23 protein-coding genes and 1 tRNA gene are annotated in these 25,787 nt (G+C 71.0%); 1 reads left to right on the top strand and 23 read right to left on the bottom strand.

What is annotated here, in order from left to right; all coding sequences use genetic code 11:
- Window positions 1-35: 35 nt before the first annotated feature.
- The 21 genes from A3Q37_RS27095 to A3Q37_RS26995 all read right to left on the bottom strand — a co-directional run bounded on the left by A3Q37_RS27095 (window position 36) and on the right by A3Q37_RS26995 (window position 23,003).
- Window positions 36-851 carry a F0F1 ATP synthase subunit delta gene (locus A3Q37_RS27095; protein WP_065488239.1) on the bottom strand — a complete coding sequence of 272 codons (816 nt, stop codon included), beginning with the start codon at window positions 849-851 and terminating at the stop codon, window positions 36-38.
- Window positions 848-1,384, bottom strand: a complete 537-nt coding sequence (locus A3Q37_RS27090) for a F0F1 ATP synthase subunit B (protein WP_065488238.1) — start codon at window positions 1,382-1,384, stop codon at window positions 848-850. Before A3Q37_RS27090 ends, A3Q37_RS27095 begins: the two co-directional genes overlap by 4 nt.
- A 41-nt stretch (window positions 1,385-1,425) precedes the next feature.
- Entirely contained in the window at window positions 1,426-1,656 is a 231-nt protein-coding gene (gene atpE, locus A3Q37_RS27085; protein WP_006127588.1) for an ATP synthase F0 subunit C, read from the bottom strand.
- An 88-nt stretch (window positions 1,657-1,744) separates the two neighbouring features.
- Complete coding sequence (atpB, locus tag A3Q37_RS27080; protein ID WP_065488237.1) at window positions 1,745-2,578, bottom strand: F0F1 ATP synthase subunit A; 834 nt, start codon at window positions 2,576-2,578, stop codon at window positions 1,745-1,747.
- Between the two features lie 200 nt (window positions 2,579-2,778).
- Window positions 2,779-3,219 carry a hypothetical protein gene (locus tag A3Q37_RS27075; protein ID WP_065488236.1) on the bottom strand — a complete coding sequence of 147 codons (441 nt, stop codon included), beginning with the start codon at window positions 3,217-3,219 and terminating at the stop codon, window positions 2,779-2,781.
- A gap of 267 nt (window positions 3,220-3,486) precedes the next feature.
- Window positions 3,487-4,881 (bottom strand): MraY family glycosyltransferase, encoded by a 1,395-nt coding sequence (locus A3Q37_RS27070; protein WP_176711517.1) that lies wholly within the window; start codon window positions 4,879-4,881, stop codon window positions 3,487-3,489.
- A gap of 84 nt (window positions 4,882-4,965) precedes the next feature.
- Entirely contained in the window at window positions 4,966-6,255 is a 1,290-nt protein-coding gene (gene glyA / locus A3Q37_RS27065) for a serine hydroxymethyltransferase (RefSeq protein ID WP_065488234.1), read from the bottom strand.
- 271 nt (window positions 6,256-6,526) lie between these two features.
- Window positions 6,527-7,168: a low molecular weight phosphatase family protein gene (locus tag A3Q37_RS27060; RefSeq protein WP_006127583.1), complete on the bottom strand. Its 642-nt coding sequence runs from the start codon at window positions 7,166-7,168 to the stop codon at window positions 6,527-6,529.
- Window positions 7,165-7,812 carry an L-threonylcarbamoyladenylate synthase gene (locus A3Q37_RS27055; RefSeq protein WP_032763084.1) on the bottom strand — a complete coding sequence of 216 codons (648 nt, stop codon included), beginning with the start codon at window positions 7,810-7,812 and terminating at the stop codon, window positions 7,165-7,167. Before A3Q37_RS27055 ends, A3Q37_RS27060 begins: the two co-directional genes overlap by 4 nt.
- A 52-nt stretch (window positions 7,813-7,864) precedes the next feature.
- A complete protein-coding gene (prmC, locus tag A3Q37_RS27050) occupies window positions 7,865-8,710 on the bottom strand; it encodes a peptide chain release factor N(5)-glutamine methyltransferase (protein WP_032763085.1) in 846 nt (281 codons plus the stop codon).
- 40 nt (window positions 8,711-8,750) lie between these two features.
- Window positions 8,751-9,827: a peptide chain release factor 1 gene (gene prfA, locus A3Q37_RS27045; RefSeq protein WP_030715261.1), complete on the bottom strand. Its 1,077-nt coding sequence runs from the start codon at window positions 9,825-9,827 to the stop codon at window positions 8,751-8,753.
- Window positions 9,828-9,982: 155 nt separating this feature from the next.
- Window positions 9,983-10,207: a 50S ribosomal protein L31 gene (gene rpmE / locus A3Q37_RS27040; protein WP_003966263.1), complete on the bottom strand. Its 225-nt coding sequence runs from the start codon at window positions 10,205-10,207 to the stop codon at window positions 9,983-9,985.
- 147 nt (window positions 10,208-10,354) lie between these two features.
- On the bottom strand, window positions 10,355-11,458 hold the full coding sequence (locus A3Q37_RS27035; RefSeq protein WP_065488233.1) for an LCP family protein: 1,104 nt from the start codon (window positions 11,456-11,458) through the stop codon (window positions 10,355-10,357).
- 261 nt (window positions 11,459-11,719) lie between these two features.
- Window positions 11,720-13,495, bottom strand: coding sequence for a trypsin-like serine protease (locus tag A3Q37_RS27030; RefSeq protein ID WP_065488232.1), 1,776 nt, complete (start codon window positions 13,493-13,495; stop codon window positions 11,720-11,722).
- A 291-nt stretch (window positions 13,496-13,786) separates the two neighbouring features.
- Window positions 13,787-15,811, bottom strand: a complete 2,025-nt coding sequence (rho, locus tag A3Q37_RS27025; RefSeq protein ID WP_065488231.1) for a transcription termination factor Rho — start codon at window positions 15,809-15,811, stop codon at window positions 13,787-13,789.
- 389 nt (window positions 15,812-16,200) lie between these two features.
- Entirely contained in the window at window positions 16,201-17,118 is a 918-nt protein-coding gene (gene thrB, locus A3Q37_RS27020; protein ID WP_065488230.1) for a homoserine kinase, read from the bottom strand.
- A 388-nt stretch (window positions 17,119-17,506) separates the two neighbouring features.
- Window positions 17,507-18,577 carry a threonine synthase gene (gene thrC / locus A3Q37_RS27015; RefSeq protein ID WP_010060188.1) on the bottom strand — a complete coding sequence of 357 codons (1,071 nt, stop codon included), beginning with the start codon at window positions 18,575-18,577 and terminating at the stop codon, window positions 17,507-17,509.
- Window positions 18,578-18,584: 7 nt separating this feature from the next.
- Window positions 18,585-19,874 (bottom strand): homoserine dehydrogenase, encoded by a 1,290-nt coding sequence (locus A3Q37_RS27010; RefSeq protein WP_065488299.1) that lies wholly within the window; start codon window positions 19,872-19,874, stop codon window positions 18,585-18,587.
- A 97-nt stretch (window positions 19,875-19,971) separates the two neighbouring features.
- Entirely contained in the window at window positions 19,972-21,363 is a 1,392-nt protein-coding gene (gene lysA, locus A3Q37_RS27005; protein ID WP_065488229.1) for a diaminopimelate decarboxylase, read from the bottom strand.
- Window positions 21,364-21,396: 33 nt separating this feature from the next.
- Window positions 21,397-22,479, bottom strand: a complete 1,083-nt coding sequence (gene nrtL / locus A3Q37_RS27000; RefSeq protein WP_065488228.1) for an ArgS-related anticodon-binding protein NrtL — start codon at window positions 22,477-22,479, stop codon at window positions 21,397-21,399.
- 110 nt (window positions 22,480-22,589) lie between these two features.
- Window positions 22,590-23,003 carry a response regulator gene (locus A3Q37_RS26995; protein ID WP_065488227.1) on the bottom strand — a complete coding sequence of 138 codons (414 nt, stop codon included), beginning with the start codon at window positions 23,001-23,003 and terminating at the stop codon, window positions 22,590-22,592.
- Between the two features lie 185 nt (window positions 23,004-23,188).
- Here A3Q37_RS26995 and A3Q37_RS26990 point away from each other — a divergent pair.
- A tRNA-Arg gene (locus A3Q37_RS26990) sits at window positions 23,189-23,260 on the top strand.
- A gap of 81 nt (window positions 23,261-23,341) precedes the next feature.
- On the opposite strand, the gene A3Q37_RS26985 is transcribed toward A3Q37_RS26990, so the two are convergent.
- Both A3Q37_RS26985 and A3Q37_RS26980 read right to left on the bottom strand, forming a co-directional pair.
- Complete coding sequence (locus tag A3Q37_RS26985) at window positions 23,342-24,214, bottom strand: hypothetical protein (RefSeq protein WP_065488226.1); 873 nt, start codon at window positions 24,212-24,214, stop codon at window positions 23,342-23,344.
- Window positions 24,211-25,734 carry an MFS transporter gene (locus A3Q37_RS26980; protein WP_065488225.1) on the bottom strand — a complete coding sequence of 508 codons (1,524 nt, stop codon included), beginning with the start codon at window positions 25,732-25,734 and terminating at the stop codon, window positions 24,211-24,213. The genes A3Q37_RS26985 and A3Q37_RS26980 overlap by 4 nt, the downstream gene beginning before the upstream one ends.
- Window positions 25,735-25,787: the final 53 nt, after the last annotated feature.

Here is a 25,787-nt window from a genome sequence, read left to right as displayed (position 1 = left end):
CCGGGCCGCTGGTCTTGCTTTGGTCTTGCTCTGTCTCAGCCGGCCATGCGACGGGTCGCATCGTCGAGACGCTCCGCGACGGTGCCGTTGATGATCTCGTCACCGACGCGCACCGAGACCCCGCCGAGGACCGAGGGGTCCACGTCCAGGTTCAGGTGCATCTCGCGGCCGTAGAGCTTCGCCAGAGCGGCGCCGAGGCGCTGCTTCTGCCGGTCGCTGAGCGGCACCGCCGAGGTGACGACGGCGACCATGCGGTTCCGGCGCTCCGCGGCGAGCTTGGACAGCGAGTCCAGCCCTGCTTCCAGGCTACGTCCACGCGGGTGGGTCACGAGGCGGACGATGATCCGCTCGGTGACCGGCTGCGCCTTGCCGCCGAGCAGGCTGCGCAGCAGCTCGCCCTTGGCGGACGCGGTGGCCGTACGGCTGGTCAGCGCGGAACGCAGCTCCTGGTCGGAGCCGACGATCCGGCCGAACCGGAACAGCTCGTCCTCGACGTCGTCGAGGTTGCCGCCGCGCTGGGCCGCGGTGAGGTCGGCGGTGTTCGCCAGCTCCTCGACCGAGTCCACCAGGTCACGGGACTGCGACCAGCGGGACCGGACGAGTCCGGAGACCAGGTCGACGGTCTCGCCGCCGACCTGTCCGCTGAGCAGACGCGTGGCCAGCTCGGCCTTGCTCTCGCCGCTCTGGGCCGGGTCGGTGAGAACCCGGCGCAGGGATACTTCGCGGTCGAGCAGCGAGGTGACCGAGGCCAGCTCCTCGGCGAGCTTCGCCGCGTCGACCGACGTGTTGTCGGTCAGCGCGTCGAGACGCTCGCGTGCGGCAGCCAGTGCTTCGCGGCTCGCGCCGTTCATCGGGCCGCCTCGGCCTTCGCCTCGAGCTCGTCGAGGAACCGGTCGACGGTGCCGCTCTGCCGGGCGTGGTCCTGGAGGGACTCGCCGACGAGCTTGCCGGCCAGGTCGGTGGCGAGCTTGCCCACGTCCTGACGCAGCGCCGAGGACGCTGCCTTGCGGTCGGCCTCGATCTGGGCGTGGCCGGCGGCGATGATCTCTTCGCGCTGCCGCTGCCCTTCCGCCTTCATCTCCTGGATGATGACGGCGCCCTGCTCCTGCGCCTCCTGGCGCAGACGCGCGGCCTCGTGACGGGCCTCGGCGAGCTGGGCCTTGTACTGCTCAAGAACGCTCTGCGCCTCGGTCTGAGCCGCTTCGGCCTTCTCGATGCCACCTTCGATCGCCTCACGACGCTCGTCCAGGGCCTTGTTGATGGCCGGGAGGAGCTTCTTGTAGAAGACGAAGAAGACAATGCTGAAGCAGATCAGACCGATGACGATCTCGGGCCAGACCGGCAGCAGCGGTGACTGCGGCTCCTCGGCTGCCAGATGCAACATGGTGGACCTTTCGTCGAAAACGTATCGTCAGGTCGCCGGGACTACTTCGGGTAGATGAAGGGGGCGACGAAGCCGATCAGGGCCAGGGCCTCGATGACCGCGAAGCCGAGCAGCATGTTCTGGCGGATCAGGCCGGCCGCCTCGGGCTGGCGGGCGATGGCCTGCACACCGTTACCGAAGATGATGCCGATACCGACGCCGGGGCCGATCGCCGCGAGGCCGTAACCGATGGTGCCGACGTTGCCCACAACGGCTGCGAGAGTCTCAGACATTGATCTGTGATTCCTTCTCTTGATTGGCCGGTGGAGATTGCGTCCACCGGACGTTCTAGGGGGTGTCCGGGTGGTGGCCCGGGTGTCCTCAGTGCGCTTCTTCGAGCGCCTGGGACAAGTACGTGGCGGTCAGCACGGTGAACACGTAGGCCTGAAGCGCCTGGATGAACATCTCGAAGACGGTCAGGGCCAGGGTCACGGCGAACGACGCGGTGGCGTAGACGGTGCCGAGCACGGTGCCGAGCATGTACCAGGTCGCGATCGTGAAGACCAGGATCAGGATGTGGCCGGCGAACATGTTCGCGAAGAGTCGGACCGCCAGCGTGAAGGGGCGCACGAAGATGTTCGAGACGAACTCGATCGGCGTCAGGATCACGTAGATCGGCTTGGGCAGGCCGCTGGGTACGCACAGGTTGCGGATACCGCCGACGAAGCCGTTGTTCCGGAAGGTCACCGTCATGTAGACGGCCCAGACGAGCAGGGCCAGTCCGACCGGGTACGCGATGAGCGAGCTCACCGGGAACTGTGCGATCGGGATGATCGCCCAGAGGTTCAGCATCCAGACGAAGAAGAACAGCGACACCAGCAGCGGGACGAAGGGCTCGCCCTTCTTGCCGATGATCTCCTTGGCGATGCCCCGGTGCACGAAGTCGTAGAGCGCCTCGGCGACCATCTGGAGCTTGCCCGGGATGACCTTAGGCTTGGAGAAGCCGGCCCAGAACAGAGCCAGGATGGCGAAGGTCCCGATGATCGCGAGCAGCATCGGCTTGTTGAACTCGACAGGCCCGATGGTGAAGATCGGGTCGAAGATGAACGACCACGCGCTCGGGGCTGGGAATCCGCACGAGCCCTGGAACAGGTGGCAGTCAACCTCGAAGGCGAGCGTCTGGGCGTCAGCAGTCACCAGGAGCTCCTTCTGCATGGCGCATGGATACGGCTACCTCGTTGTATCGGAGCGGCTGGCAGCCGCAGGTCGGCACCGGACTGGTTCTTACGGTGAGGAGGCGGCGGCCGGGCCCGAAGCCTCGCGATGTATCAGGCGACAGCCGTGTTGTCCGCGCCCGCAGTACCGCAACCGAGACCGGACGATAGCAGCATGTCGAACAGGGCTTTATCCCGGCCCTACTGGTCATGCTTCCCCTCGGTTCCGCCCGGGGTCTTCTCGCTCTCCCCGTCGGGATCGACGTACAGGGTCTTGCTCCTGGCGTGCAGCACGGTCTGCGTGACGATCCACGTGATCACCGAAACGACCAGCGTGAGCGCGAAGACCTGGAGGTCGAAGAGAGAGGTGTTCCTGATGGCCATGATGAGGCCGAGCAGGAGCACGAGCTGGACCGAGTAGACCAGCAGTCCCATGCCCTGGAAGAGGTGCGGCATCGACTTCGCGACCCATTGCAGCGCCAGCTGTCCGAGGGCCATGAAGAGGATGACCACCACACAGCCCACGACGGCGCCGATCGCCCCCTTGCCGCCGACGACGAGCCCGCCGACGAGCGTGGCGATGGCTCCCACCGCGGCGGTGGGGGTGGCGATGCGCAGTACTTCGCGCATGTCGGACTGCATGGCGGCAGCTCCACTGGTCTGAGAGGAGGAATGGGGCGTCGTCATGGACGAGCGTAGGCCCGGTCCGCGAGGCGGATTACCAGGCCAATGGACCGTCTCACTAGGGTCCTTCGGCTCCGTCACCGGGTCTCGTGAACGGTATCACAAACTATTTGATGAGGTCTTTACCTGGAAAGTGTGCCAACTGTCACACATGAGAGTTAACCCGCGCGTGTGTGCACGACAAGGCGTCGCAATGTCTGCTAATGCACCGGGACTTCCGAATCGTCAACGGGAGGAGTCGAGAGATCGGCGATCGGAGAACCGCGAACGAGCGCCGATCGCGGTAGCGCCGTTGACGCCGGACACCCCGACCGCCACAGGGGCCCGTTCGGAGTCCTCCTCGCCCATCTGGGCGTCCCCCACGCCCTGTTGGGCCCCGGAGGCCACGGGTACCGGGTTCTCGCCGGAGGAAGGCGAGGAGGAAACCTGCTCCGGGGCGCTGTGCCGGTAGCGCGGTGGCACGAAGCGGTTGGCCCAGTGCGGGGCGCGCGGGGTGAAGCGGGGCATCAGGAGCAGGATCAGGCCGATCGCGCTCGCGCCGACGATGAGGAAGACGATCCACATCGAGGCCGAGTGCACCGAGTAACCGACGGTGCCGAAGGCGATGAGCGCGGACCAGAAGTACATGATCAGCACGGCGCGGCTGTGCGAGTGCCCGATCTCCAGCAGCCGGTGGTGGAGGTGGCCCCGGTCGGCGGCGAACGGCGACTGGCCGTTCCAGGTGCGCCGGACGATGGCCAGGATCAGGTCGGCGGCCGGGATCGCGATGATCGTCAGCGGCAGCAGCAGCGGGATGAAGACCGGGAACATCGCGTGGGTCGCCCCGCGCTCGCTGCCCTCGAAGAAGATCCGCATGTTGTCCGGGTCGACCTGACCCGTGATCGAGATCGCGCCCGCCGCCAGCACCAGGCCGATCAGCATCGAGCCCGAGTCGCCCATGAAGATCCGCGCCGGGTGCATGTTGTGCGGCAGGAAGCCCAGGCACATGCCCATCAGGATCGCCGCGAAGAGCGTCGCGGGGGCCGCCGCCTCGATCCCGTACCCCATCCAGAGCCGGTACGCGTACAGGAAGAACGCCGCCGACGCGATGCACACCATGCCCGCCGCGAGCCCGTCCAGGCCGTCGACGAAGTTGACCGCGTTGATCGTGATGACGACCAGCGCCACCGTGAGCAGCGTGCCCTGCCACTGGGTGAGGGCGACCGTGCCGACGCCGGGGATCGGCAGCCACAGGATCGTGAGCCCCTGGATGACCATGACGGCGGCGGCGATCATCTGGCCGCCGAGCTTGATCAGGGCGTCGATCTCGAACTTGTCGTCGAGCACGCCGATCAGCCAGATCAGGGCGGCGCCGGAGAGCAACGCCCTTGGCTCGTTGGAGAGTTCGAAGACGCCCTTCAGATTGAACAGGTGGTCGGCGACGATCAGCCCCGCACACAGCCCGCCGAACATGGCGATCCCACCGAGCCGCGGTGTCGGCTCCCGGTGGACGTCGCGCGCACGGATCGCGGGCATCGCCCCGATCGCGATGGCGAACTTACGCACCGGTCCGGTCAGCAGATAGGTCACCGCTGCCGTGACACAGAGCGTCAGCAGGTAATCACGCACGGGCTGCCCCACAGGTTTCGCCGGCCATCTCAGCCCCACACCCTAGTCTCTGATACAAGGACTCAACGGTACGGGTGATGGTTCCCTGCGCCTCGCCTACCCCGGATAGGGAGGATTCCGCTCCGCCAGCGCCCGGACCTCCGCCGCGATCGGGCTCACATCGCCCGGCTCCCGTACGGCCGCTCCGAACAGGGCCGCGATCCGGGCCATGTCCCCGTCGTCCATCCCCTGCGTGGTGATCGCGGCGGTGCCGAGCCGGATGCCCCGGGCGTCCCCGTACGGCAGGGCGCACGTGTCGAGGACCATACCGGCCGCCGCCAGGCGCTCACGGGCGGTGCGGCCGTCGACACCGAGCGGGGCCGGGTCCGCGACGACGATATGGGTGTCCGTGCCGCCCGTCGTCACCTCGAAGCCCTCCGCCTCCAGACCGGCCGCGAGCACCCGGGCGTGGGCGACGACCTGGTGGGCGTAGAGCGTGTACGCGGGGGTGGCCGCCTCCCCGAACGCGACCGCCTTCGCCGCCACCGTGTGCATCTGCGCCCCGCCCTGCGTGAACGGGAACACCGCCCGGTCGATCCGTTCGGCCAGCTCGGCGCCGCACAGGATCATGCCGCCGCGCGGTCCGCGCAGCACCTTGTGCGTGGTGGCGCAGACCACGTCGGCGTACGGGACCGGGTTCGGCGCCGCTCCCCCGGCGATCAGCCCCATCGGATGGGCGGCGTCCACGATCAGATACGCCCCGACCTCGTCGGCGATCTCCCGGAACGTCTCGTAGTCCGGGTGGCGGGGGTAGGAGATCGAGCCGCAGACGATGGCCTTGGGGCGGCGGGCGCGGGCCAGGGCGCGGAGCCGGGTGTGGTCGATGAGCCCGGTGTCCGGGTCGACCCCGTAGCCGGCGAAGTCGAACCAGCGGCCGGAGAAGTTGCCCGGCGCCCCGTGGGTGAGGTGTCCCCCGAACGGGAGTCCCATCGCGAGGACCGTGTCGCCGGGGCGCAGCAGCGCGGCGTAGGCGGCGAGGACGGCGGAGGAGCCGGAGTGCGGCTGGACGTTGGCGTGTTCGGCGCCGAAGAGGGCGGTGGCCCGGCGTACGGCGACGCGTTCGGCGGCGTCCGCGTACTCGCAGCCGCCGTGGTGGCGGGCGCCCGGGTACCCCTCGGCGTACTTGTTGGCGAGCGGGGAGCCGAGGGCGGCCAGGACCGCGGGCGAGGTGAAGTTCTCGGCGGCGATCAGCTGGAGGGTGCCCGCCTGCCGGTCCCGCTCCGCGAGGAGGATCCCGGCGATCTCCGGGTCCTGGCTCAGCAGCGGGCCGAAGTCCTGGGGCAGGGCGTCGGGGCGGTCGGGTACGGGCGGCGCGGCCGCGGGTGCGGCGGGAGAGGTGACCGGCATGGGACGGCTCCGGGCCTGGAGGTGGGTGCGCCGGCGAGGGGTGCCGGTGTCAGCTCCAACGTACGCCGGGGCGGGTCGCCGTGCCCGCTGTCGCGGGGCGCCGTACGCCGGTCGGCGCACCGGCGTACGGCGCGGGACGCGCGGGGCCGTCGGGTGGGGCTGCGTACGTACGGCTGTCGGCGCGGCGGCGCTGGACGCGCGGGCCGTCCCGTCGGGCCGTGAACGTACGGTCGCCTGCGCGGCGGCGTGCGCCGGTGCGCGGTCGTGTCCGTCAGTGCGGAGCGCGTACGCCCGTGAGCGCGGTGACCACCGGGTCGAGGGCCTGGTTGATCTCGTCGCCGATGGAGCGGAAGAAGGTGATGGGCGCGCCGTACGGGTCGTAGACCTCGTCCGCCTCGGCGGTCGGGGCCAGCAGCCAGCCGCGCAGCGCGGCGGCGGCGCGCACCAGGGCGCGGGCGCGCTCGACGACGCCCTCGTCGCGCGGGTCGGGCAGGGTGGCCGGGTCTATGGCCCGGACCAGCCGGGTGAACTCCTTGAGCGTGAAGGTGCGCAGGCCCGCGGAGTGGCCCATGGAGATGACCTGGGCGCGGTGGTCGCGGGTGGCGGTGAGGACCAGGTCGGCGCGGATGACGTGCTCGTCGAGGAGTTCGCGGCCGACGAAGCCGCTGGCGTCCGCGCCGAAGTCGGCGAGGACGACCTCGGCGTTGGCCTCCATGGGCGCGCCCTCATGGCCCCAGGTGCCCGCGCTCTCCACGATCAGGCCGCCGCTGAGCGGGTCGCCGAGGCGGTCCACCAGGGCATGGCGGGTCAGCCGCTCGGTGATGGGCGAGCGGCAGACGTTGCCGGTGCTGACGTGGAGGATGCGGAAGGTGTCGGTCCGCCCCGCTATGCCACGCCCCTCGGGGGCGGTCAATTGGCCACCTCGAGGTCGGGGACCACCTTGCGCAGCTCCTCCGCGGAGAGGGCGCCGGCGCGCAGCAGGACCGGGGTGGCGCCGGTGACGTCGACGATGGAGGACGGCACGATGCCGGGCGTCGGGCCGCCGTCGAGGTAGACGGAGACGGAGTCGCCGAGCATGCCCTGGGCGGCGTCGCAGTCCTCGGGCGAGGGGTGTCCGGTGAGGTTGGCGCTGGAGACGGCCATCGGGCCGACCTCGGTGAGCAGCTCGATGGCGACCGGGTGCAGCGGCATCCGGATCGCGACGGTGCCCCGGGTGTCGCCGAGGTCCCACTGGAGGGAGGGCTGGTGCCGGGCGACGAGGGTGAGGGCGCCGGGCCAGAAGGCGTCGACGAGCTCCCAGGCCTCTTCGGAGAAGTCGGTGACCAGGCCGTGCAGGGTGTTCGGGGAGCCGATGAGGACGGGGGTGGGCATGTTGCGGCCCCGGCCCTTGGCGTCCAGCAGGTCCGCGACGGCCTCCGAGGTGAAGGCGTCCGCACCGATCCCGTACACGGTGTCGGTGGGCAGCACGACCAGTTCGCCCCGGCGGACGGCCGATGCGGCCTCGCGCAGCCCGGTGGTCCGGTCGGTGGCGTCGTTGCAGTCGTATCGCCGAGCCATCAGCCGGCCTCCTCGGACAGGTGCGGGTACGGGTGGTGGTGCCGGGGGCCGGTCACGGCATGGCCTTGCGGGCGGTGGCGAACCGGGGGCGCTTGTTGAGGTCGGGGTGGTCGGCCGCGTCGGCCCAGCCCCGCTCCTCGGTGAAGATCCAGGGGACCTGGCCGCCCTGGGTGTCGGCGTGCTCGATGACGACGAGGCCGCCGGGGCGCAGCAGACGGTGGGCGGTGCGTTCGATGCCGCGGATGGTGTCGAGGCCGTCCTCGCCGGAGAACAGGGCCATCTCCGGGTCGTGGTCGCGGGCCTCGGGGGCGACGTACTCCCATTCGGTGAGCGGGATGTACGGCGGGTTGGAGATCACCAGGTCGACCTGGCCGTCGAGCTCGGGAAGGGCGCTCAGGGCGTCTCCCTTGTGGACGGTGACCCGGGACCCCTCGGCGTTCTTCCGGGTCCACCTGAGGGCGTCCTCGGAGAGCTCCACGGCGTGCACGCGGGAGCGGGGGACCTCCTGGGCCATGGCGAGCGCGATGGCGCCCGATCCGGTGCACAGGTCGACGACGACGGGCTCGACGACGTCCATCGCGCGCACGGCGTCTATGGCCCAGCCGACGACCGACTCGGTCTCCGGGCGGGGCACGAAGACGCCGGGTCCGACCTGGAGCTCCAGGTAGCGGAAGAAGGCGCGGCCGGTGATGTGCTGGAGCGGTTCGCGGGCCTCGCGGCGGGCGACGGTCTCCCAGTAGCGGGCGTCGAAGTCGCTGTCGGGGACCGTGTGGAGCGCGCCCCGCTTCACCCCGTGGACGAAGGCCGCGAGTTCCTCGGCGTCGAATCGCGGTGAGGGGACACCGGCGTCGGCCAGCCGCTGGGTGGCCTGGGCCACCTCGGCGAGCAGCAGGTTCATCGCGGTTCTCCGTACGGGGGGTGCGGGGCGGGCGGGTCGCTTACGCGTTGGCGAGCTTGGCGGCGGAGTCGGCGTCGACGCACGCCTGGATCACCGCGTCCAGGTCGCCGTCGAGCACCTGGTCCAAGTTGTACGCCTTGAAGCCGACGCGGTGGTCCGAGATGCGGTTTTCCGGGAAGTTGTACGTCCGGATCTTCTCGGAGCGGTCGACGGTACGGACCTGGCTGCGGCGGACGTCGGAGGCTTCCTGCTCGGCGGCCTCCTGGGCGGCGGCGAGCAGCCGGGACCGCAGGATGCGCATGGCCTGCTCCTTGTTCTGGAGCTGGCTCTTCTCGTTCTGGCAGGAGGCGACGACTCCGGTCGGCAGGTGCGTGATGCGGACGGCGGAGTCGGTCGTGTTGACGGACTGGCCGCCGGGCCCGGAGGAGCGGTAGACGTCGATGCGCAGGTCGTTGGCGTGGATCTCGACGTCGACCTCCTCGGCCTCGGGGGTGACGAGCACGCCCGCGGCGGAGGTGTGGATGCGGCCCTGGGACTCGGTGGAGGGCACGCGCTGCACGCGGTGCACGCCGCCCTCGTACTTCATCCGGGCCCAGACGCCCTGGCCGGGCTCGGTGGCGCCGTTGCCGCCCTTGGTCTTGACGGCGACCTGGACGTCCTTGTAGCCGCCGAGCTCGGACTCGGTGGAGTCGATGATCTCGGTCTTCCAGCCGACGCGCTCGGCGTAGCGCAGATACATGCGCAGCAGGTCCCCGGCGAACAGGGCGGACTCGTCGCCGCCGGCGCCCGCCTTGATCTCCAGAAGCACGTCCTTGTCGTCGCTGGGGTCGCGCGGGACGAGGAGGAGGCGGAGCTTCTCCGTGATCTCCTCGCGCTGCTTCTCCAGCTCCTTGACCTCGGCGGCGAAGTCGGGGTCGTCCGCGGCGAATTCGCGGGCGGTCTCGATGTCGTCGCCGGTCTGCTTCCAGGCCCGGTACGTGGAGACGATCGGGGTCAGCTCCGCGTAGCGCTTGTTCAGCTTGCGCGCGTTGGCCTGGTCGGCGTGGACCGACGGGTCGGCGAGCTTCTTCTCGAGACCGGTGTGTTCACCGATCAGTTCCTCGACCGCCTCGAACATGCGGGGGCTCCTGGTTGGTCTGAAATCTGCGGGCCTGCTGGAGGGCGTACGGCCCGGTGGGGTGTCCGGCGGGTCTCCCCCGGACACCCGACCGGAAAAAACGCCGGTTCCGACGCCCCCGGGGAGAGGGCGCCAGGAACCGGCGCAGTGGCTCGCTACTTGCTGGCGGAGCCGGCAGCCTTGCCGAAGCGGGCCTCGAAGCGGGCCACGCGGCCGCCGGTGTCGAGGATCTTCTGCTTGCCCGTGTAGAACGGGTGGCACTCGGAGCAGACGTCGGCACGGATGGTGCCGTTGTCGATGGTGCTCCGGGTGGTGAACGACGCACCGCAGGTGCAGCTGACCTGCGTCTCGACGTACTCGGGGTGGATGTCGCGCTTCAAGGTGTCTCCTAGTTTCGGGAGGGCTCCGGGTCGTCCGCGCGGATTTGCGGGGCCGTGAACCGGGGCCGACGTACCAGTCTGCCAGGACCGGCCGTATCTCCCAAAACCGGGGGCGGGCCGCAGGTATTCCCCGGGGCCTGTGAGCGGCTACTCGACGACCTTCGCGGCGTCGCCCTTGTCCCCGGCCGACTTCTCGGTGGCGGAGGCGGGGATCGGCCGGTCGTTCTTGAGGGCGGCCCAGACCTGCCGGCCGGCCTTCTCCTGCGGGAGGACGCGGTTCGGGTCGGCCGGGTCGTACTCCACGGGCAGGGTCACCATGTGCACGTTGTCGGCGCCGAGCCCCTTGAGGCCGTTGGCGAAGCCGGTGAGCTTGGTGACGGAGCCGAGTCCGGAGTCGGTGGTGATCGCCTTGGTGGCGGCGTCCGCGAGACCGTAGAGCTTCTTGGGGCTGGAGAACACCCCGACGCTCTTCGTCTGCTGCATGAGCGCCTTGATGAACGCCTGCTGGAGCTGGATGCGTCCCAGGTCGCTGCCGTCGCCGACGGACTTGCGGGTACGGACGAGGCCGAGGGACTGCTCGCCGTTCAGGGTGTGGGTGCCGGGCTCCAGGCTGAGGTGGCTCTTGGAGTCGTCGATCGCGGTCTTCGTGGTGATCTCGACGCCGCCGAGCTCGTCGATGAGCTTCTTGAAGCCGGTGAAGTCGACTTCCAGGTAGTGGTCCATGCGGATGCCGGACATCGATTCGACGGTCTTGACCGCGCAGGCGGGCCCGCCGACCTCGTAGGCGGTGTTGAACATGGCCCGGTGCGCGGCGGGGACCGGGTCTCCGGTGGTGTCGCTCTCGCAGGCGGGGCGCTCGATCAGGGTGTCGCGCGGTATCGAGACGACGCTCGCGGACTTGTGGCCCTTGTCGACGTGGACGACCATCGCCGTGTCGGAGCGGGCCCCGCCCTCGTCCTGGCCGTACTCCCCGTTGTCGCCGGAGCGCGAGTCGGAGCCCAGCACCAGGATGTCCTGCGAGCCGTCGTCCACGTCGTCGGGACGGTCGGCGCCGAGCTTGGCGTCGATGTCGACGCTGGAGAGGTTGCCGTCGAGCGCCAGGTACGCATAGCCGAGCCCGGCCCCGCCGACGACCACGACCCCCGCCACCGTCCAGGCCGCGACGACCTTGGCGCGATGCCTGCCGGACGGTTTCCTCCGTCGGCTGCCGGTGCCGCGTATCCGGCCCGTGCTCCTGCTCTGCTCGCTCACGCGTCTCCCTCGTCACTCCTGTTGTCCGCGTGCCCCCTGCCGTGGTGGTGTGCCACGCGCGGTCGGCCTGTCCACATGCCGTAGGACGGCCGAAGCACCAAGAAGGGTTGCACAGACGCCTGTGGCCCCCGTCGGGGGACGGGGGCCACAGGATGTACGGGCGTACGAGCCGTGAGGCGGCGTTCACCTGGGGTTTCGTGCCCCGTACAGCGATCGTGCGGAGTGCCGGTGAGCCGTACGGGATGTGGTCAAGGTCTCGGGTCAGCCGAAGAGGTCGTAGTTGTTGGCGCCGCTGCCCAGCAGCTTGCGGGCGCCGAAGATGCCGCTGTCGGACTTGCCGGTGCCCGGGTAGAGGTACAGCTCCCCGGTCTTCACCCGGACGATGATGTCCGCGTGGCCGTCGCCGGTGAAGTCACCGGTGGTGACCAGGGCCGTGGCAACGTCCCAGGTCCGGACGAGGACCTTGGGCGCGAACGGGGCGCTCGCCTTGCCGGTGCCCTTGAAGAGGTACAGCTTGCCGCCGCTGCCGCGGGCGATGATGTCGGGCTTGCCGTCGTTGGTGAAGTCGCCGCTGCCGCGGACCATGGTGAAGTTGAGGCCACCGCCGCCGATCTTGATCCGGGCGGCGAAGGTGCCGTTGCCCTTGCCCGGGTAGAGCCAGAAGCCGCCGGAGGAGTCGGTCGACAGGACGTCCGGGTGGCCGTCGCCCGTCAGGTCGCCGGGGGCGAGGATCTGCGTGCGGGTGCCCCAGCCGGTGGCCAGGCGCTTGGTCTGCCACGCGTCGGCCGCGATGCTGTACCACTGCCAGTACAGGTTGCCGTCCTTGCCGCGCACCAGCAGGTCCTGGTTGTCGTCCCGGTTCAGGTCGGTCTGGAGCAGGACGTTGATGTCGCCCCAGCCGCTGCTGTACGTGGCCTTCGTCATGCCGGTACCGGTCGACGTGAACTGGTACATCGTCTTGTTGGACTTGTTGCGGGCCATCAGGTCCGCGCGGTGGTCCCAGGTCATGTTGGTGTCGTAGGCGCGCGCGTTGATGGCGGGCACATAGGTCGTCACCTTGGCGAAGACGCTGTACGCGCCCTGGCCGACGCAGTCCTGGATGCCCCAGGAGACGATGCCGGCGAGCTTGCCGCCGATGACCAGCGGGCCGCCGGAGTCACCGTTGCACGCCCCGACGGTCTCCGCGTCGCTCGCGCCGGTCTTGCCCGCGCAGACCATGTGGCCCGCGACGAAGGAACTGCCGTACGAGCTGCGGCACGCCGCGTCCGAGACCATCGGGAGGGTCGCCGAGCGCAGGGTGGTGGAGATGTCGTCGCTGGTGGAGCTGGTGCGGCCCCAGCCGTAGACCTTGGCCTGGGTGCCCGCGGCGTAGAGGCCGGTGTCCGTGTTGGCCGCCACCGGAAGGGACTTGGCCGTGACCGGCTCGAAGAGGGTGAGGACGGCGACGTCGTTGTCGGCCGCTCCCTGGACGTCCTTGTAGACCGGGCTGTTCCACTGGCGGTAGGGCCAGGAGACGGTGCCGCTGCTGTTGGGCTCGGTGGAGGTGCTGCCGGTGACGACCGCGCCGTTGGCGTTCCAGTCGTACCCCTTGACACAGTGCGCGGCCGTGGCGATCTTCGTGGGCGCGATGACGACGCCGCCGCAGAAGAAGCCGGTGTCGTCGCTCTCGTCGGCGGGGGTGCCCCGGTCGTCGTAGTACCAGAGCTGCGCCATCCACGGGGCGCTGGAGATGGAGGTCTGCGTTCCGCCGATGACCATCGGGGCGGCGGTGCCCGGTCCGTCCCCGGCGAACTTGGCCGGGGGAAGCGCCTCGCGGTCCGACCCGGCCGCGCCGGCCACCCGCTCGCGCAGCTCCGACTCGGCCGGGGCGGCGGGCCGTTCGGGGGCAGCCGTCGGCAACGAGGGCGCCGGCTCCCCGGCCTGGGACGTGGACATCGTCAGCCCGGTGCCGACGAGGGCGAGAACGGTGACGGCCGCCGCCGGAACAGCGAGTCTGAGCCGGCGCGCGTGCCGGCCCCCCGTGGTGCGTATGTGCACGCGGTGATCCTTCGGATAGGAACCGGCGGCACGGAAGAAGGCCCCGCCGGTCGGGAAACGGCGGAGGTGCGTGAACTGTCCGCTGCGCAGGGCGGATCGCCGCAGGGCTCACGCCTCTGCCGTTCCGCCTCGATGGCCCCCCACCTCAACTGCCCCGAACATTACGTCAGTAACAACGGAAGGGGAATGTGCGGAGAAAGAAAAGGAGAGGAAAAGGGAACCGTGGGGACGGAAAAGGGCTCCGCCCCCTCACCGAGGTGAGGGGGCGGAGCCCTTGACGCGTTCGACCCGTCAGTCGTTGCCGTTTCCGCTGCCCGGCGTCGTCTTCTGGATCTGGAGCAGGAACTCCGCGTTGGACTGGGTCTTCTTCATCCGGTCCAGGAGGAGTTCGATCGCCTGCTGCTGGTCGAGCGCGTGCAGCACCCGGCGCAGCTTCCAGACGACGGCCAGCTCGTCGGTGCCGAGCAGGATCTCTTCCTTACGGGTGGAGGACGCGTCGACGTCCACCGCCGGGAAGATGCGCTTGTCCGAGAGCTTCCGGTCGAGCTTGAGCTCCATGTTGCCGGTGCCCTTGAACTCCTCGAAGATCACCTCGTCCATGCGCGAGCCGGTCTCGACGAGCGCGGTGGCCAGGATGGTCAGCGAGCCGCCGTCCTCGATGTTGCGCGCGGCGCCGAAGAAGCGCTTCGGGGGGTAGAGCGCGGTCGAGTCGACACCACCGGACAGGATGCGGCCGGAGGCCGGCGCCGCGAGGTTGTACGCGCGGCCCAGGCGGGTGATCGAGTCGAGCAGGACGACCACGTCGTGACCCAGCTCGACGAGGCGCTTGGCGCGCTCGATGGCCAGCTCGGCGACGGTGGTGTGGTCCTCGGCGGGACGGTCGAAGGTCGAGGAGATGACCTCGCCCTTCACCGACCGCTGCATGTCGGTGACCTCTTCCGGACGCTCGTCGACCAGGACGACCATCAGGTGGCACTCGGGGCTGTTGACCGTGATCGCGTTGGCGATCGACTGGAGGATCATCGTCTTGCCGGTCTTCGGCGGGGCCACGATGAGCCCGCGCTGGCCCTTGCCGATCGGGGCCACCAGGTCGATGATCCGCGTCGTCAGGATGTTGGAGTCGGTCTCCAGGCGGAGCCGGTCCTGCGGGTAGAGCGGGGTCAGCTTCTGGAACTCGGGGCGGCCGCGGCCGGACTCGGGCGCCATGCCGTTGACCGAGTCGAGGCGGACCAGCGCGTTGAACTTCTCGCGCCGCTCGCCGTCCTTGGGCTGGCGCACCGCACCGGTGACGTGGTCGCCCTTGCGCAGGCCGTTCTTGCGGACCTGGGCGAGCGAGACGTACACGTCGTTCGGGCCGGGCAGGTAGCCGGAGGTCCGGATGAACGCGTAGTTGTCGAGGATGTCCAGGATGCCCGCGACGGGGATCAGGACGTCGTCCTCGGCCACCTGCACATCGCCGGCGAAGTCGTCGCGGCCACGACGGCCACGGCGGTCGCGGTAGCGGCCGCGACGGCCGCGGCGGCCGCCCGCCTCGTCGTCGAAGTCGTCCTGCGGACCGTTGTCACGGTTCTGCTGGCCCTGGCCCTGGCGCTGCGGACGCTGCCCGCCGCCGCCCTGCTGGCCCTGGTCGTCGCCCTTGCCGCGGCGGTCGCGCTGGCGCTCGCGGCGGCCCTCGCGGTCACCGCGGCCCTGGCCCTGGCGGTCGCCGCGACGGCCCTCGGCCGTGTCGGCGGCGTTCTCGGCCCGGGCGTCGCCCTTGGGCTCGGCCCGCTCCTCGGTCTTCTGCTGGGTCTCGGGCTCCGCCTTGGCCTTGACCTCGGTCTTCGCCTCGGTCTTGGGGTCGGGGCTGCCCGCCTGCGCGGTGGCACGGCGGCGACGGCGCTCGCCCGCGGGCTGGTCGTCGCTGGCCGGCTGACCGGGGATGTCGATCTGCTGCTGGGCGGCCGTGCTCTTCTCGGCGGCGGCAGCGGCGTCCTCGTCCCCGGTGCGCGCCTTCGAGGTCGCGCGGCGCTTGGGCTTGCTCTCCGCCTCGGCGGGGGCCTCTGCGGCCTTGGAGGAGGTCTTGGGGGCGGCGGATCCGCCACCCGCCTGCGCCTCCTTGATGACCTCGATCAGCTGGCTCTTGCGCATCCGCGCGGTGCCCCTGATGCCGAGGCCGGACGCGACCTGCTGGAGCTCGGCCAGGACCATGCCCTCGAGGCCGGTGCCGGAGCGGCGGCGCCGTGCGGTGGTGCCAGTGGCAGCACCTTCGGCGGGCGCGGCGCTGTCGACGTTCTTGTCGGCAGTCACGCCCATCAGATCGGTGGTGTCGCTCACGAAGGGTCCTTCCCTGGAGCGGACGTCGGCCTTCTGGCTCGGCGACCGGTTGTGCTGTCCGACTGCGGTCTGTTGATCTTGCTGGATCGCGGACCTTGCCGGGGCGGTGGTCCGCCGGGTACGGCGGAGAGATGAACGTGCGGGGTCCGGCGCGAGATCCCCCTGCTCGGCCCACTCCTGGACGAGCGAGGGGTGTCGTGCCGGTTCCGGAGCGTGCTCGAAACTGCTCAGGCAGGCTGCTCAGGCAGTTGGGGAGGCTCCCGGAAGAATGGTGGTCCCGGAGGGGGACACGAAGCAACGCGCCTCAAAGACGTCGGTTGCAGACTTGAGGTTAACACTACCGGCTCCAACAAACATTCCCCCTCTCGCTCACCGGTAATCACATGCGGTTACGCGGCCAGCGGCAGCACACTCGCGCCCGTCGCGTCGAGGGCCAGCCGATTCGCCGCCCAGCCCTCCCCCGCCAGTCGGGCGACCTTGTCGGCCGAACCCTCCTCCGTCAGCGCCAGGACCGTGGGTCCGGCGCCGGAGATAACCGCGGGCACGCCGTCGGCGCGCAGGCGGTGCACCAGCTCCACGCTCTCCGGCATGGCCGGGCCCCGGTACTCCTGGTGGATCCGGTCCTCGGTGGCGGCGAGCAGCAGCTCGGGGCGGCGGGTCAGGGCCTCGACGAGGAGGGCCGCCCGGCCGGCGTTCAGGGCCGCGTCGACGTGCGGGACGGTGCGCGGGAGCAGGCCGCGCGCCGTCTCGGTGAGCACGGGGCGTCCGGGCACGAAGACGACGGGCACGACGGATTCGGCGGGGTCCATCCGGATCGCCCGGGCCGAGCCGCCGTCCATCCAGGCGAGGGTGAATCCGCCGAGCAGACAGGCCGCGACGTTGTCGGGGTGCCCCTCGATCTCGGTCGCCAGCTCCAGCAGGGCCGCGTCGTCGAGGCGGGCGTCGCCGCCGGTCGTCACGGCGCGGGCGGCGACGATTCCGGCGCAGATGGCGGCGGAGGAGGAGCCGAGGCCGCGGCCGTGCGGGATGCGGTTGGCGCAGACGATCTCCAGCCCGCGGGGCTGGCCGCCGAGCAGGTCGAACGCGGTGCGCAGGGAGCGCACGAGCAGGTGGCTCTCGTCGCGGGGCAGGGTCTCGCTGCCCTCACCCGCGATGTCGATGTGCAGCCCGGAGTCGGCGACCCGGACGACGACGTCGTCGTACAGCCCCAGCGAGAGGCCGAGGGCGTCGAAACCCGGCCCCAGGTTGGCGCTGGTGGCGGGGACGCGCACCCGGACGGCGGCGGCTCGGAACGCGGGACCGGCCATCGGTCGGACCACTCCTTGTAAGGCGGCGGGGATGCAGTGCGGTGGATCTGCGGCGGCGGGGTCTGCGGGGGCGGGGGCGGGGGCGGGACACAGTGCGCACCGGGGCGTACAGGGGATCCGGTGGCCCGTCCCGCGTTCGCCCACGACGGCTGCCGTACCGCAGCGGACCGTCGGGCGGGTGTCGGGCGGATGGGGTACAGCTTATCGAAGGAAGGTTCTGTCGCGACATAGGGCGCACAGGAGGCGCACGATGCGTGTCGCCCGCCTCCTATGCGCTCTCCGCCCCGGAAAGAGGGCGGTTGAGCTGGGTTGTCACGGTTGACGGGGGCGTCGCCGCGGTGGGCGGGCCCTGGGCCGCGGCGGTTGCCGCGGCCCGTCCGGGACCGGCTCAGACGAGCCCGAGCTTCTCGGCGGCGGTGGCCGCGTCGACCGGGACCGTGACCGGCTGCGGGGCGCCCGCGACGGCCCAGTCGGGGTCCTTGAGGCCGTTGCCGGTGACCGTGCAGACGATCTTCTGGCCGGGGTCGACCTTGCCCTCCTCGGCGGCCTTGAGCAGACCGGCGACGGACGCGGCCGACGCGGGCTCCACGAAGACGCCCTCCTGGGAGGCCAACAGCCGGTACGCGGACAGGATCTGCCGGTCCGTCACCTCGTCGATGAAACCGCCCGACTCGTCCCGCGCGGCGAGCGCGTAGTTCCAGGAGGCCGGGTTCCCGATGCGGATCGCGGTGGCGATGGTGGACGGGTCCTTGACGACCTCGCCGCGCACGATGGGCGCGGAACCGGAGGCCTGGAAGCCCCACATGCGCGGGGAGCGGGAGGAGACGCCGTCACCGGCGTACTCGGTGTAGCCCTTCCAGTACGCGGTGATGTTGCCCGCGTTGCCGACCGGCAGGACGTGGATGTCGGGGGCGTCGCCGAGCGCGTCGACGATCTCGAACGCGGCGGTCTTCTGGCCCTCGATACGGACCGGGTTGACCGAATTGACCAGCGCCACCGGGTAGTTGTCGGAGAGCGCGCGGGCCAGGGTCAGGCAGTCGTCGAAGTTGCCGTCGACCTGGAGGATCTTGGCGCCGTGCACGAGGGCCTGGCCCATCTTGCCGAGCGCGATCTTGCCCTGCGGTACGAGGACGGCGCAGACCATGCCCGCGCGGACCGCGTAAGCGGCGGCGGAGGCTGAGGTGTTGCCGGTGGAGGCGCAGATGACGGCCTTCGCGCCCTCCTCCTTGGCCCGGGTGATGGCCATGGTCATGCCGCGGTCCTTGAAGGAACCGGTGGGGTTGGCGCCCTCGACCTTGAGGTGCACCTCGCAGCCCGTGCGCTCGGAGAGGACCTGCGCCGGTACGAGCGGCGTACCGCCCTCACGAAGCGTGACGACCGGCGTCGTCGCCGTGACCGGAAGCCGGTCCCGGTACTCCTCGATGATGCCGCGCCACTGGTGGGTGCCCTTGCTGGTCATGGGTCCTTTACTCCCCTTCAACACGCATGATGCTGGCGACACCGCGCACGGTGTCGAGCTTGCGCAGCGCTTCGACGGTCCCGGAGAGGGCGGCGTCGGGCGCGCGGTGGGTGACGACGACGAGGGACGCCTCGCCGTCCTTTCCCTGCTGGCGGACGGTATCGATCGATACGCCCTGCTCGGCGAAGACCGTCGCGACCTGGGCGAGTACACCCGGCTTGTCGGCCACGTCGAGGCTGATGTGGTAGCGCGTGACGACCTCGCCCATGGGGCTGACCGGCAGGCGCGTGTAGGCGGACTCACCGGGTCCGGTGGCCTCGCCCAGTTTGTTGCGGCAGACCGCGACGAGGTCGCCGAGGACCGCGGAGGCGGTCGGGGAGCCGCCGGCGCCGGGCCCGTAGAACATCAGCTGTCCGGCGGCGTCGGCCTCCACGAACACCGCGTTGTACGCCTCGCGGACGGAGGCCAGCGGGTGGCTGAGCGGGATCATCGCGGGGTGGACGCGGGCGGTGACGGAGGCCCCGTCGGCGGCGCGCTCGCAGATGGCCAGCAGCTTGACCGTGCAGCCCATGCGGCGGGCGGAGGCGATGTCGGCGGCGGTGACCTCGGTGATGCCCTCGCGGTGCACATCGCCGATCTTGACGCGGGTGTGGAAGGCGATCCCGGCGAGGATCGCGGCCTTCGCGGCGGCGTCGAAGCCCTCGACGTCGGCGGTCGGGTCGGCCTCGGCGTACCCGAGGGCGGTGGCCTCGTCGAGCGCCTCGGAGTAGCCGGCGCCGCTGGTGTCCATCTTGTCGAGGATGAAGTTGGTCGTGCCGTTGACGATGCCGAGCACCCGGTTGACCTTGTCGCCCGCGAGGGACTCGCGCAGCGGCCGTACCAGCGGGATGGCGCCGGCGACGGCGGCCTCGTAGTACAGGTCGCGGCCGTACTTCTCGGCGGCGGCGTGCAGGGCGGCGCCGTCCTCGGCGAGCAGCGCCTTGTTCGCGGAGACGACGCTCGCGCCGTTCTCGAACGCGGTGGTGATGAGCGTACGGGCGGGCTCGATGCCCCCGATGACCTCGACGACGACGTCGATGTCGCCGCGCTGCACGAGCGCGGTCGCGTCGGTGGTGATCAGTGCGGGGTCGATGCCCTCACGCACCTTCGAGGGCCGGCGGACGGCGACACCGGCGAGCTCGACGGGCGCGCCGATGCGCGCCGCGAGGTCGTCGGCGTGCGTCGTCATGATGCGCGCCACCTCTGAGCCGACCACACCACAGCCCAGCAGCGCCACCTTCAGCGGACGCGTACGCATCATCCGACCTCGTTTCTGTACATGCTCATTGGGGACCAGTCTCACTCACCGGACGGAAGTTCCTACCCTCCGTCCGGATCCTGAGATGACTATTTCATCAGCCGACATCGAGACGCAGGAGATCTTCCTCCGTCTCGCGCCGGACGATCACCCGCGCCTCGCCGTCGCGGACGGCGACGACCGGGGGGCGCAGCGCGTGGTTGTAGTTGCTCGCCATGGAACGGCAGTACGCGCCGGTGGCGGGGACCGCGATCAGGTCGCCGGGTGCCAGGTCGGCGGGGAGGAACGCGTCCTTGACCACGATGTCGCCGCTCTCGCAGTGCTTGCCGACGACCCGGACGAGCATCGGTTCGGCGTCCGAGGTGCGCGAGACGAGGGCGACGCTGTACTCGGCGTCGTACAGCGCGGTGCGGATGTTGTCCGACATGCCGCCGTCGACGCTGACGTACGTCCGCAGCCCCTCCAGGGGCTTGATCGTGCCGACCTCGTACAGCGTGAACGCGGTGGGTCCGACGATGGCGCGGCCCGGCTCGACGGAGATCCGGGGGGTGCGCAGCTTCGCGGCCTCGCACTCGCGGCCGACGATGTCGCTGAGCGCCTTGGCGATCTCGTGCGGTTCGCGGGGGTCGTCGTCGGAGGTGTACGCGATACCGAGGCCGCCGCCGAGGTCGATCTCGGGCAGCTCGACGCCGTGCTCGTCGCGGATCTCGGCGAGCAGCTGCACCACGCGCCGGGCGGACACCTCGAAACCGGCCATGTCGAAGATCTGCGAGCCGATGTGGGAGTGGACGCCGATGAGTTCGAGGCCGTCGAGCGCGAGCGCGCGGCGCACGGCCTCGGCGGCCTGCCCGTCGGCGAGCGCGATGCCGAACTTCTGGTCCTCGTGCGCGGTGGCGATGAACTCGTGGGTGTGGGCCTCGACGCCGACGGTGACGCGGATCTGCACGCGCTGGCGCACGCCGTGGCGCTGGGCGATGTGGGCGACGCGGACGATCTCCTGGAAGGAGTCGAGCACGATCCGCCCGACACCGGCCTCGACGGCCCGCTCGATCTCGGCGACGGTCTTGTTGTTGCCGTGGAAGGCGATGCGCTCGGCGGGCATACCGGCGTCGAGGGCGGTGGTCAGCTCACCGCCCGAGCACACGTCGAGATTCAGCCCCTCTTCCTTCAGCCAGCGCACGACGGCGCGGGACAGGAAGGCCTTCCCGGCGTAGAAGACGTCGGCGTCGGGCCCGAAGGCGTCGGCCCAGGCGCGGCAGCGGGCCCGGAAGTCGCTCTCGTCGAGGAAGTAGGCGGGGGTCCCGAACTCCTCGGCGAGCCGGGCGACGGCGATCCCGCCGACGGTGAGGGCGCCGTCCGCGTCACGGGTGACGGTGCGCGACCAGACCTTCTCGTCGAGGACGTTGAGGTCGGCGGCGGGCGCGGAGTAGTGCCCCTCGGGGAGGACGTCGGCGTGACGGGGGCCTGCGGGATGTGCGGAGCGGCTCATCGTGAAGGTTCTTTCGGGTCTCTTCTGATCGCGTCAGAGGTGTTCGGGCGCACGGATGCCGAGCAGGGACAGGCCGCCTGCCAGCACCGTCCCGGCGGCTTCGGCGATGGCCAGCCAGGCACGGTGGGCGGCCGAGGGTTTCTCGTCACCGGCGGGCAGGGGCGGGCAGGAGTCGTGGAAGTCGAAGAACGCGTGCGCGACGGCTTCCAGCTGCCGGGCGACCCGGTCGGGCGCGCGGTGACGGGCCCCGGCGAGGAGGACGCCGGGGTGGTCGGCGATGAGGTCGAGGAGGGGGCGGGCGGCGTGGTCGTAGACGGTTTGGCTTTCGCCGTACGGGGTGGGGTCGGCGGTGAAGCCGAGGGCGGCGGCCCCGCGGGTGAGAGCGCGGGCCCGCGCGTGGGCGTAGCGGACCCGGAAGAGCGCATTGGCCTCGCCCTGGACGAGCAGTTCGGGGCCGAGGGCGGCGCGGTCGTGTCCGGCGGCCCGCAGGAGCCCCCAGCGGGCCGCGTCGGGCCCGAGCCGCTCCAGCAGCTCCCCCGCGGTGGCCCCGGCGGGAACGGGGCGGATCTCGGTGAGGGGTGTGGGGGGTGTCCCGTACGCGTTGACGGTGACGCCGAGGCGGACCCAGTCCGGGTCGGGCGCCTCTTCGCAGGTGGTCCGGCCCCGGGCACCCTGGGCGACGAGGAGCCGGAACACGGCCTGGGCGGTGACGGCGGCGCGGACCTCCCGCGCGTGGTGGAGCTGGTGGATCTCGTCCCGGAGCGCGTCCCCGTGCCCGTACGCGAGGCCCTGTTCCCGTACGGCGGCGAGCACGGCCCGGTCGCTGACGGCCGGGGCGTCGAGGGTGAAGCTCAGGAATCCGGGCCCGGTGATCTCGACCCGCCCGACGCCGGGTTCGGCCGCGACACGATCACGCAGGATGCGGGCGACCTCCAGGGCGGGCAGTGAGGCGGGCCCGGCGAGCTGGAGGGCGACGGCGCAGGCGTAGTCGCCGCTGCCGCCGGGCCGGGTCCGCTCCACCCGCACGCGCGCGGGCACGGGCGCGCGCAACGCATCCTCGTCGACCGCGCGGCGCACGGCGTGCAGCACGGTCCGGGAGAGATCGGCGGGGGTCACGGGTCAAGCGTAGGTGAGAGAGGGGGGCACTTCGCGAACCGGTTTCGCCATCCGGTCAGCGGGGCACGGTTCCAGGGCGCGGGGCAGCCGGTCCCGGCCCGCCGCTCCGGTCAGCCGGCGGTGCTCCCCGCTCGCCCGGCACCGCGCCGCCCGTCCGCCGGCGCCTCTTCCTCCCCGGTCACCAGCCGGCGCATGATCCGCACCAGTTCGCTCGGCTCGAACGGCTTGGCCAGGAACGCGTCGACCCCGGCCGCGACGCCCGCGTCGACCTCGTAGGGCGTACAGGCGCTGATGACGACGATGGGAAGACCGCGGGTACGAGGGTCGGAGCGCAGTCGGGTGGCGGTCTCCAGGCCGTCCAGCCGGGGCATCACGACGTCGAGGGTGACGGCGTCGGGGCGGACTGTGCCGACCAGGTCCAGGGCCTCGACACCATCGGCCGCGGTCACGACCTCGAAGCCCTCCAGCTCGAGATTGACCCTGATCAGTTGCCGGATGACCTTGTTGTCGTCGACAACAAGCACGCGGCCGTACGCCCCTGACACCCTTCGAGAGTAGGTCGGCCGGAGGTGCGGCGTCCGGGTTTTGTCCACTTCCGCCCCGGACGGGTGGCGGCCGCCCACGCGTGCCGCTTCCGCGGAATACCTGTTCACGGACACCCCGCCGGAGCTGGTAGTGTTTCACCCGTCGCAGAGCAACACCGCGATTCGCCCCCGTAGCTCAGGGGATAGAGCATCGGCCTCCGGAGCCGGGTGCGCAGGTTCGAATCCTGCCGGGGGCACCGTTGTTGAGGTGCCAAGCAGACCCTCTGATCAGGCAGTACGCCGGATCAGAGGGTCTTTTGCTGTATGCCTTCAGATGCTCACACGGGGGTCCGCACCGGCGTGGCCTCCGCGTCCCGTTCCCCGCGCATGCGCCGGGTGAAGAGGGTGCCGTGCAGGGTCGGGTCGACGGCGGGCGCGATGCGGTACGGGGTGCTCCGCAGGGCGTGCCACAGCACGGCCTGGTTGGAGGTGATCACCGGCACGCCCAGCGTCTTTTCGAGGGAGGCGACGGCCCCCTGGGCGGGGAACCCGCTGCCGGGCACCAGGACGCTGTCGTAGGTTCCGGCGGCGGCCGCGCGGTAGGCGTCGACGACCTGGCGGTGGACCGCGTCCGGGGCGATCGTCCAATGGGCTCCCGCGTCGAAGGCGTTGTACCGCGTGATGGTGTCCCACGGGGAGGACAGGGCGAACTGGACGATCCGGTCGCCCGCCACGCCCGCCGTACGGAGGTACGCGTCGGTGGCCCGGAAGGTCGGTTCGGTGAACCAGGGCGGCATCACGACGAGGGGCCGGGTCACCGCGACGGCGGTGAGCGCTTCGGTGATGGCGGTGGCCGCCGTGTGCACGGCCGCACCGTGGGCGTGCCGTGCGGCCGCCGCGACGAACGCGGTGTCGAAGCCGGGTCCGCCGAAGAAGCTGCTGGAGCCGAAGCAGAGCGTGATGCTGTCCACTCCGGTCCTGCCCAGGTGGTCCAGCCCGCGGACCACGTCCGGGGCGTCGGCGAGGGCGAGGGCCGGGCTGCCGACGTACTCGGTGTCGTCGGCGCGGGGGCACTCGAAGCGTGCGGTGTGAACGGACACGCCCGCGGGTGCCATGCGCCAGATCTCCGTCTCCGGCACCGGATCGTTGTGGATGACCAGGAGGCCCACCCGGGGTGCGTGGTCCACCGTGCCGTGCGCGGTCGCGGTCATCGGCCGGCGCTCCCCGTCGCGGGCGGCTCTCCGGCGAGAGACCGTTCCGCACGGTCGCGGCCCCTGACGCCCTCGGTCCGGTGGGCGGGCGCGTCCTGGGCGGCCTCCCCGTCCGGTGCGGACGCGGACGCCTTGCCCGGCGTGGCGGCGAATCCGGTCCAGGCGAGGGCGGCCCCCGCCACGGCCAGTCCGGCCGCCAGCAGGAAGGCGGCGCGGAAGGCGCCGTCACCGATGTCGGTGCCGAGCACGAGCACCACGACGGCCACTCCGAGCGCGCCGCCCGCGTACTGCGTCGTCGTCATCATCGCCCCGGCCACACCCTGGTTGTGGTCGGCGACGTCACGCGTGCCGCCCACGAACATCGAGGTGTAGATCATGCCGTGGCCGAGCCCGCTCACCACCAGACCGGGGAGCAGCGCCGTGAGGTAGTCGTGCGAGGAGGTGGAGAGACCCAGCAGGATCAGTCCCGCCGCGCCGATGGCGAAGGCGAGGGTCAGTGTGCGCCGTACGTCCAGGATGTTCAGCAGTCGGCCGGCGAGGACGTTGCCGAGGGTGATGCAGGCCGCCAGCGGCAGGAAGGCGATGCCCGCGGCCAGCGGCTCGTACCCGCGGCCGTCCTGGAGGAGCAGGGTGACCAGGTAGAACTCGACGCCGGCCACGCTCGCCATGTAGAGGGCGGAGGAGCCGCAGCCGACGACCAGGCTCCGGGTGCGCCGGAGCACCGGGGCCACCAGCGGCTGTCGGCTGACTCGTTCCTGTACGACGAAGAGTACGAGCAGTGCCGCGCCCACCACGAGGCTGATCACGGTCGCGGGGGCCGTCCAGCCGGAGTCCGCGGCCAGCGTCAGGCTCAGGGCGAAGACCAGGACCGTGGCGGTGCACAGCACGGCGTTGACGATGTTCAGCGGGATGCGCGTGCCGCCCTCGGCGCGGCCGGGCAGCAGCCGGGGTGCGGCCAGCGCGCACACCACGGCGAAGGGCAGGTTCACGAAGAAGGTCCAGCGCCAGGACACCGTGGTCAGCAGCCCGCCGATGACGACGCCCGCGGCCAGCCCACTCGCGCCCACCGCGCCCCACACCGCGAGAGCCCGGGTGCGTTCCCGGCCCGCCGGGAAGGTGGTGTTGACCAACGCCAGGATGGCGGGCTGGAGTGCCGCGGCGGCGACGCCCTGGGCGCCCCGGGCGATCAGCAGCAGGGAGGCGTCCCCGGCGAGTCCGCCCAGGAGTGAGGAGACGCCGAACAGGACGAGCGCGGCGATGAACATGTTGCGTGCGCCGAGCCGGTCGCCGATCCGGCCTCCGGCGATCAGGAATCCCGCGAAGAACACCGAGTAGGCGCTGACGACCCACTGGACGGCGCTGCCGGACAGGTTCAGCTCCGCGCCCATGCTGGGCAGGGCGACGAAGATGACGGAGAAGTCGAGGGCGATGAGGAACTGGGCCGCGGAGAGGGTGAGCAGTCCTCCCGTCAGCCTTCGCTCAGCCGTGGTCGTTGCGGGAGGGGGGTCGGCCTGCTGCATGGGGAGCCACTTCCGTTCGTGCGTGAGTATGTGTACGTAGGGATGCGTGCGGG

This window comes from Streptomyces sp. PTY087I2 (assembly GCF_001687325.1).
GTDB lineage: Bacteria > Actinomycetota > Actinomycetes > Streptomycetales > Streptomycetaceae > Streptomyces.
The sequence above is the reverse complement of the archived record's forward strand: the minus strand, read 5'-3'. Positions and strand labels throughout refer to the sequence as shown.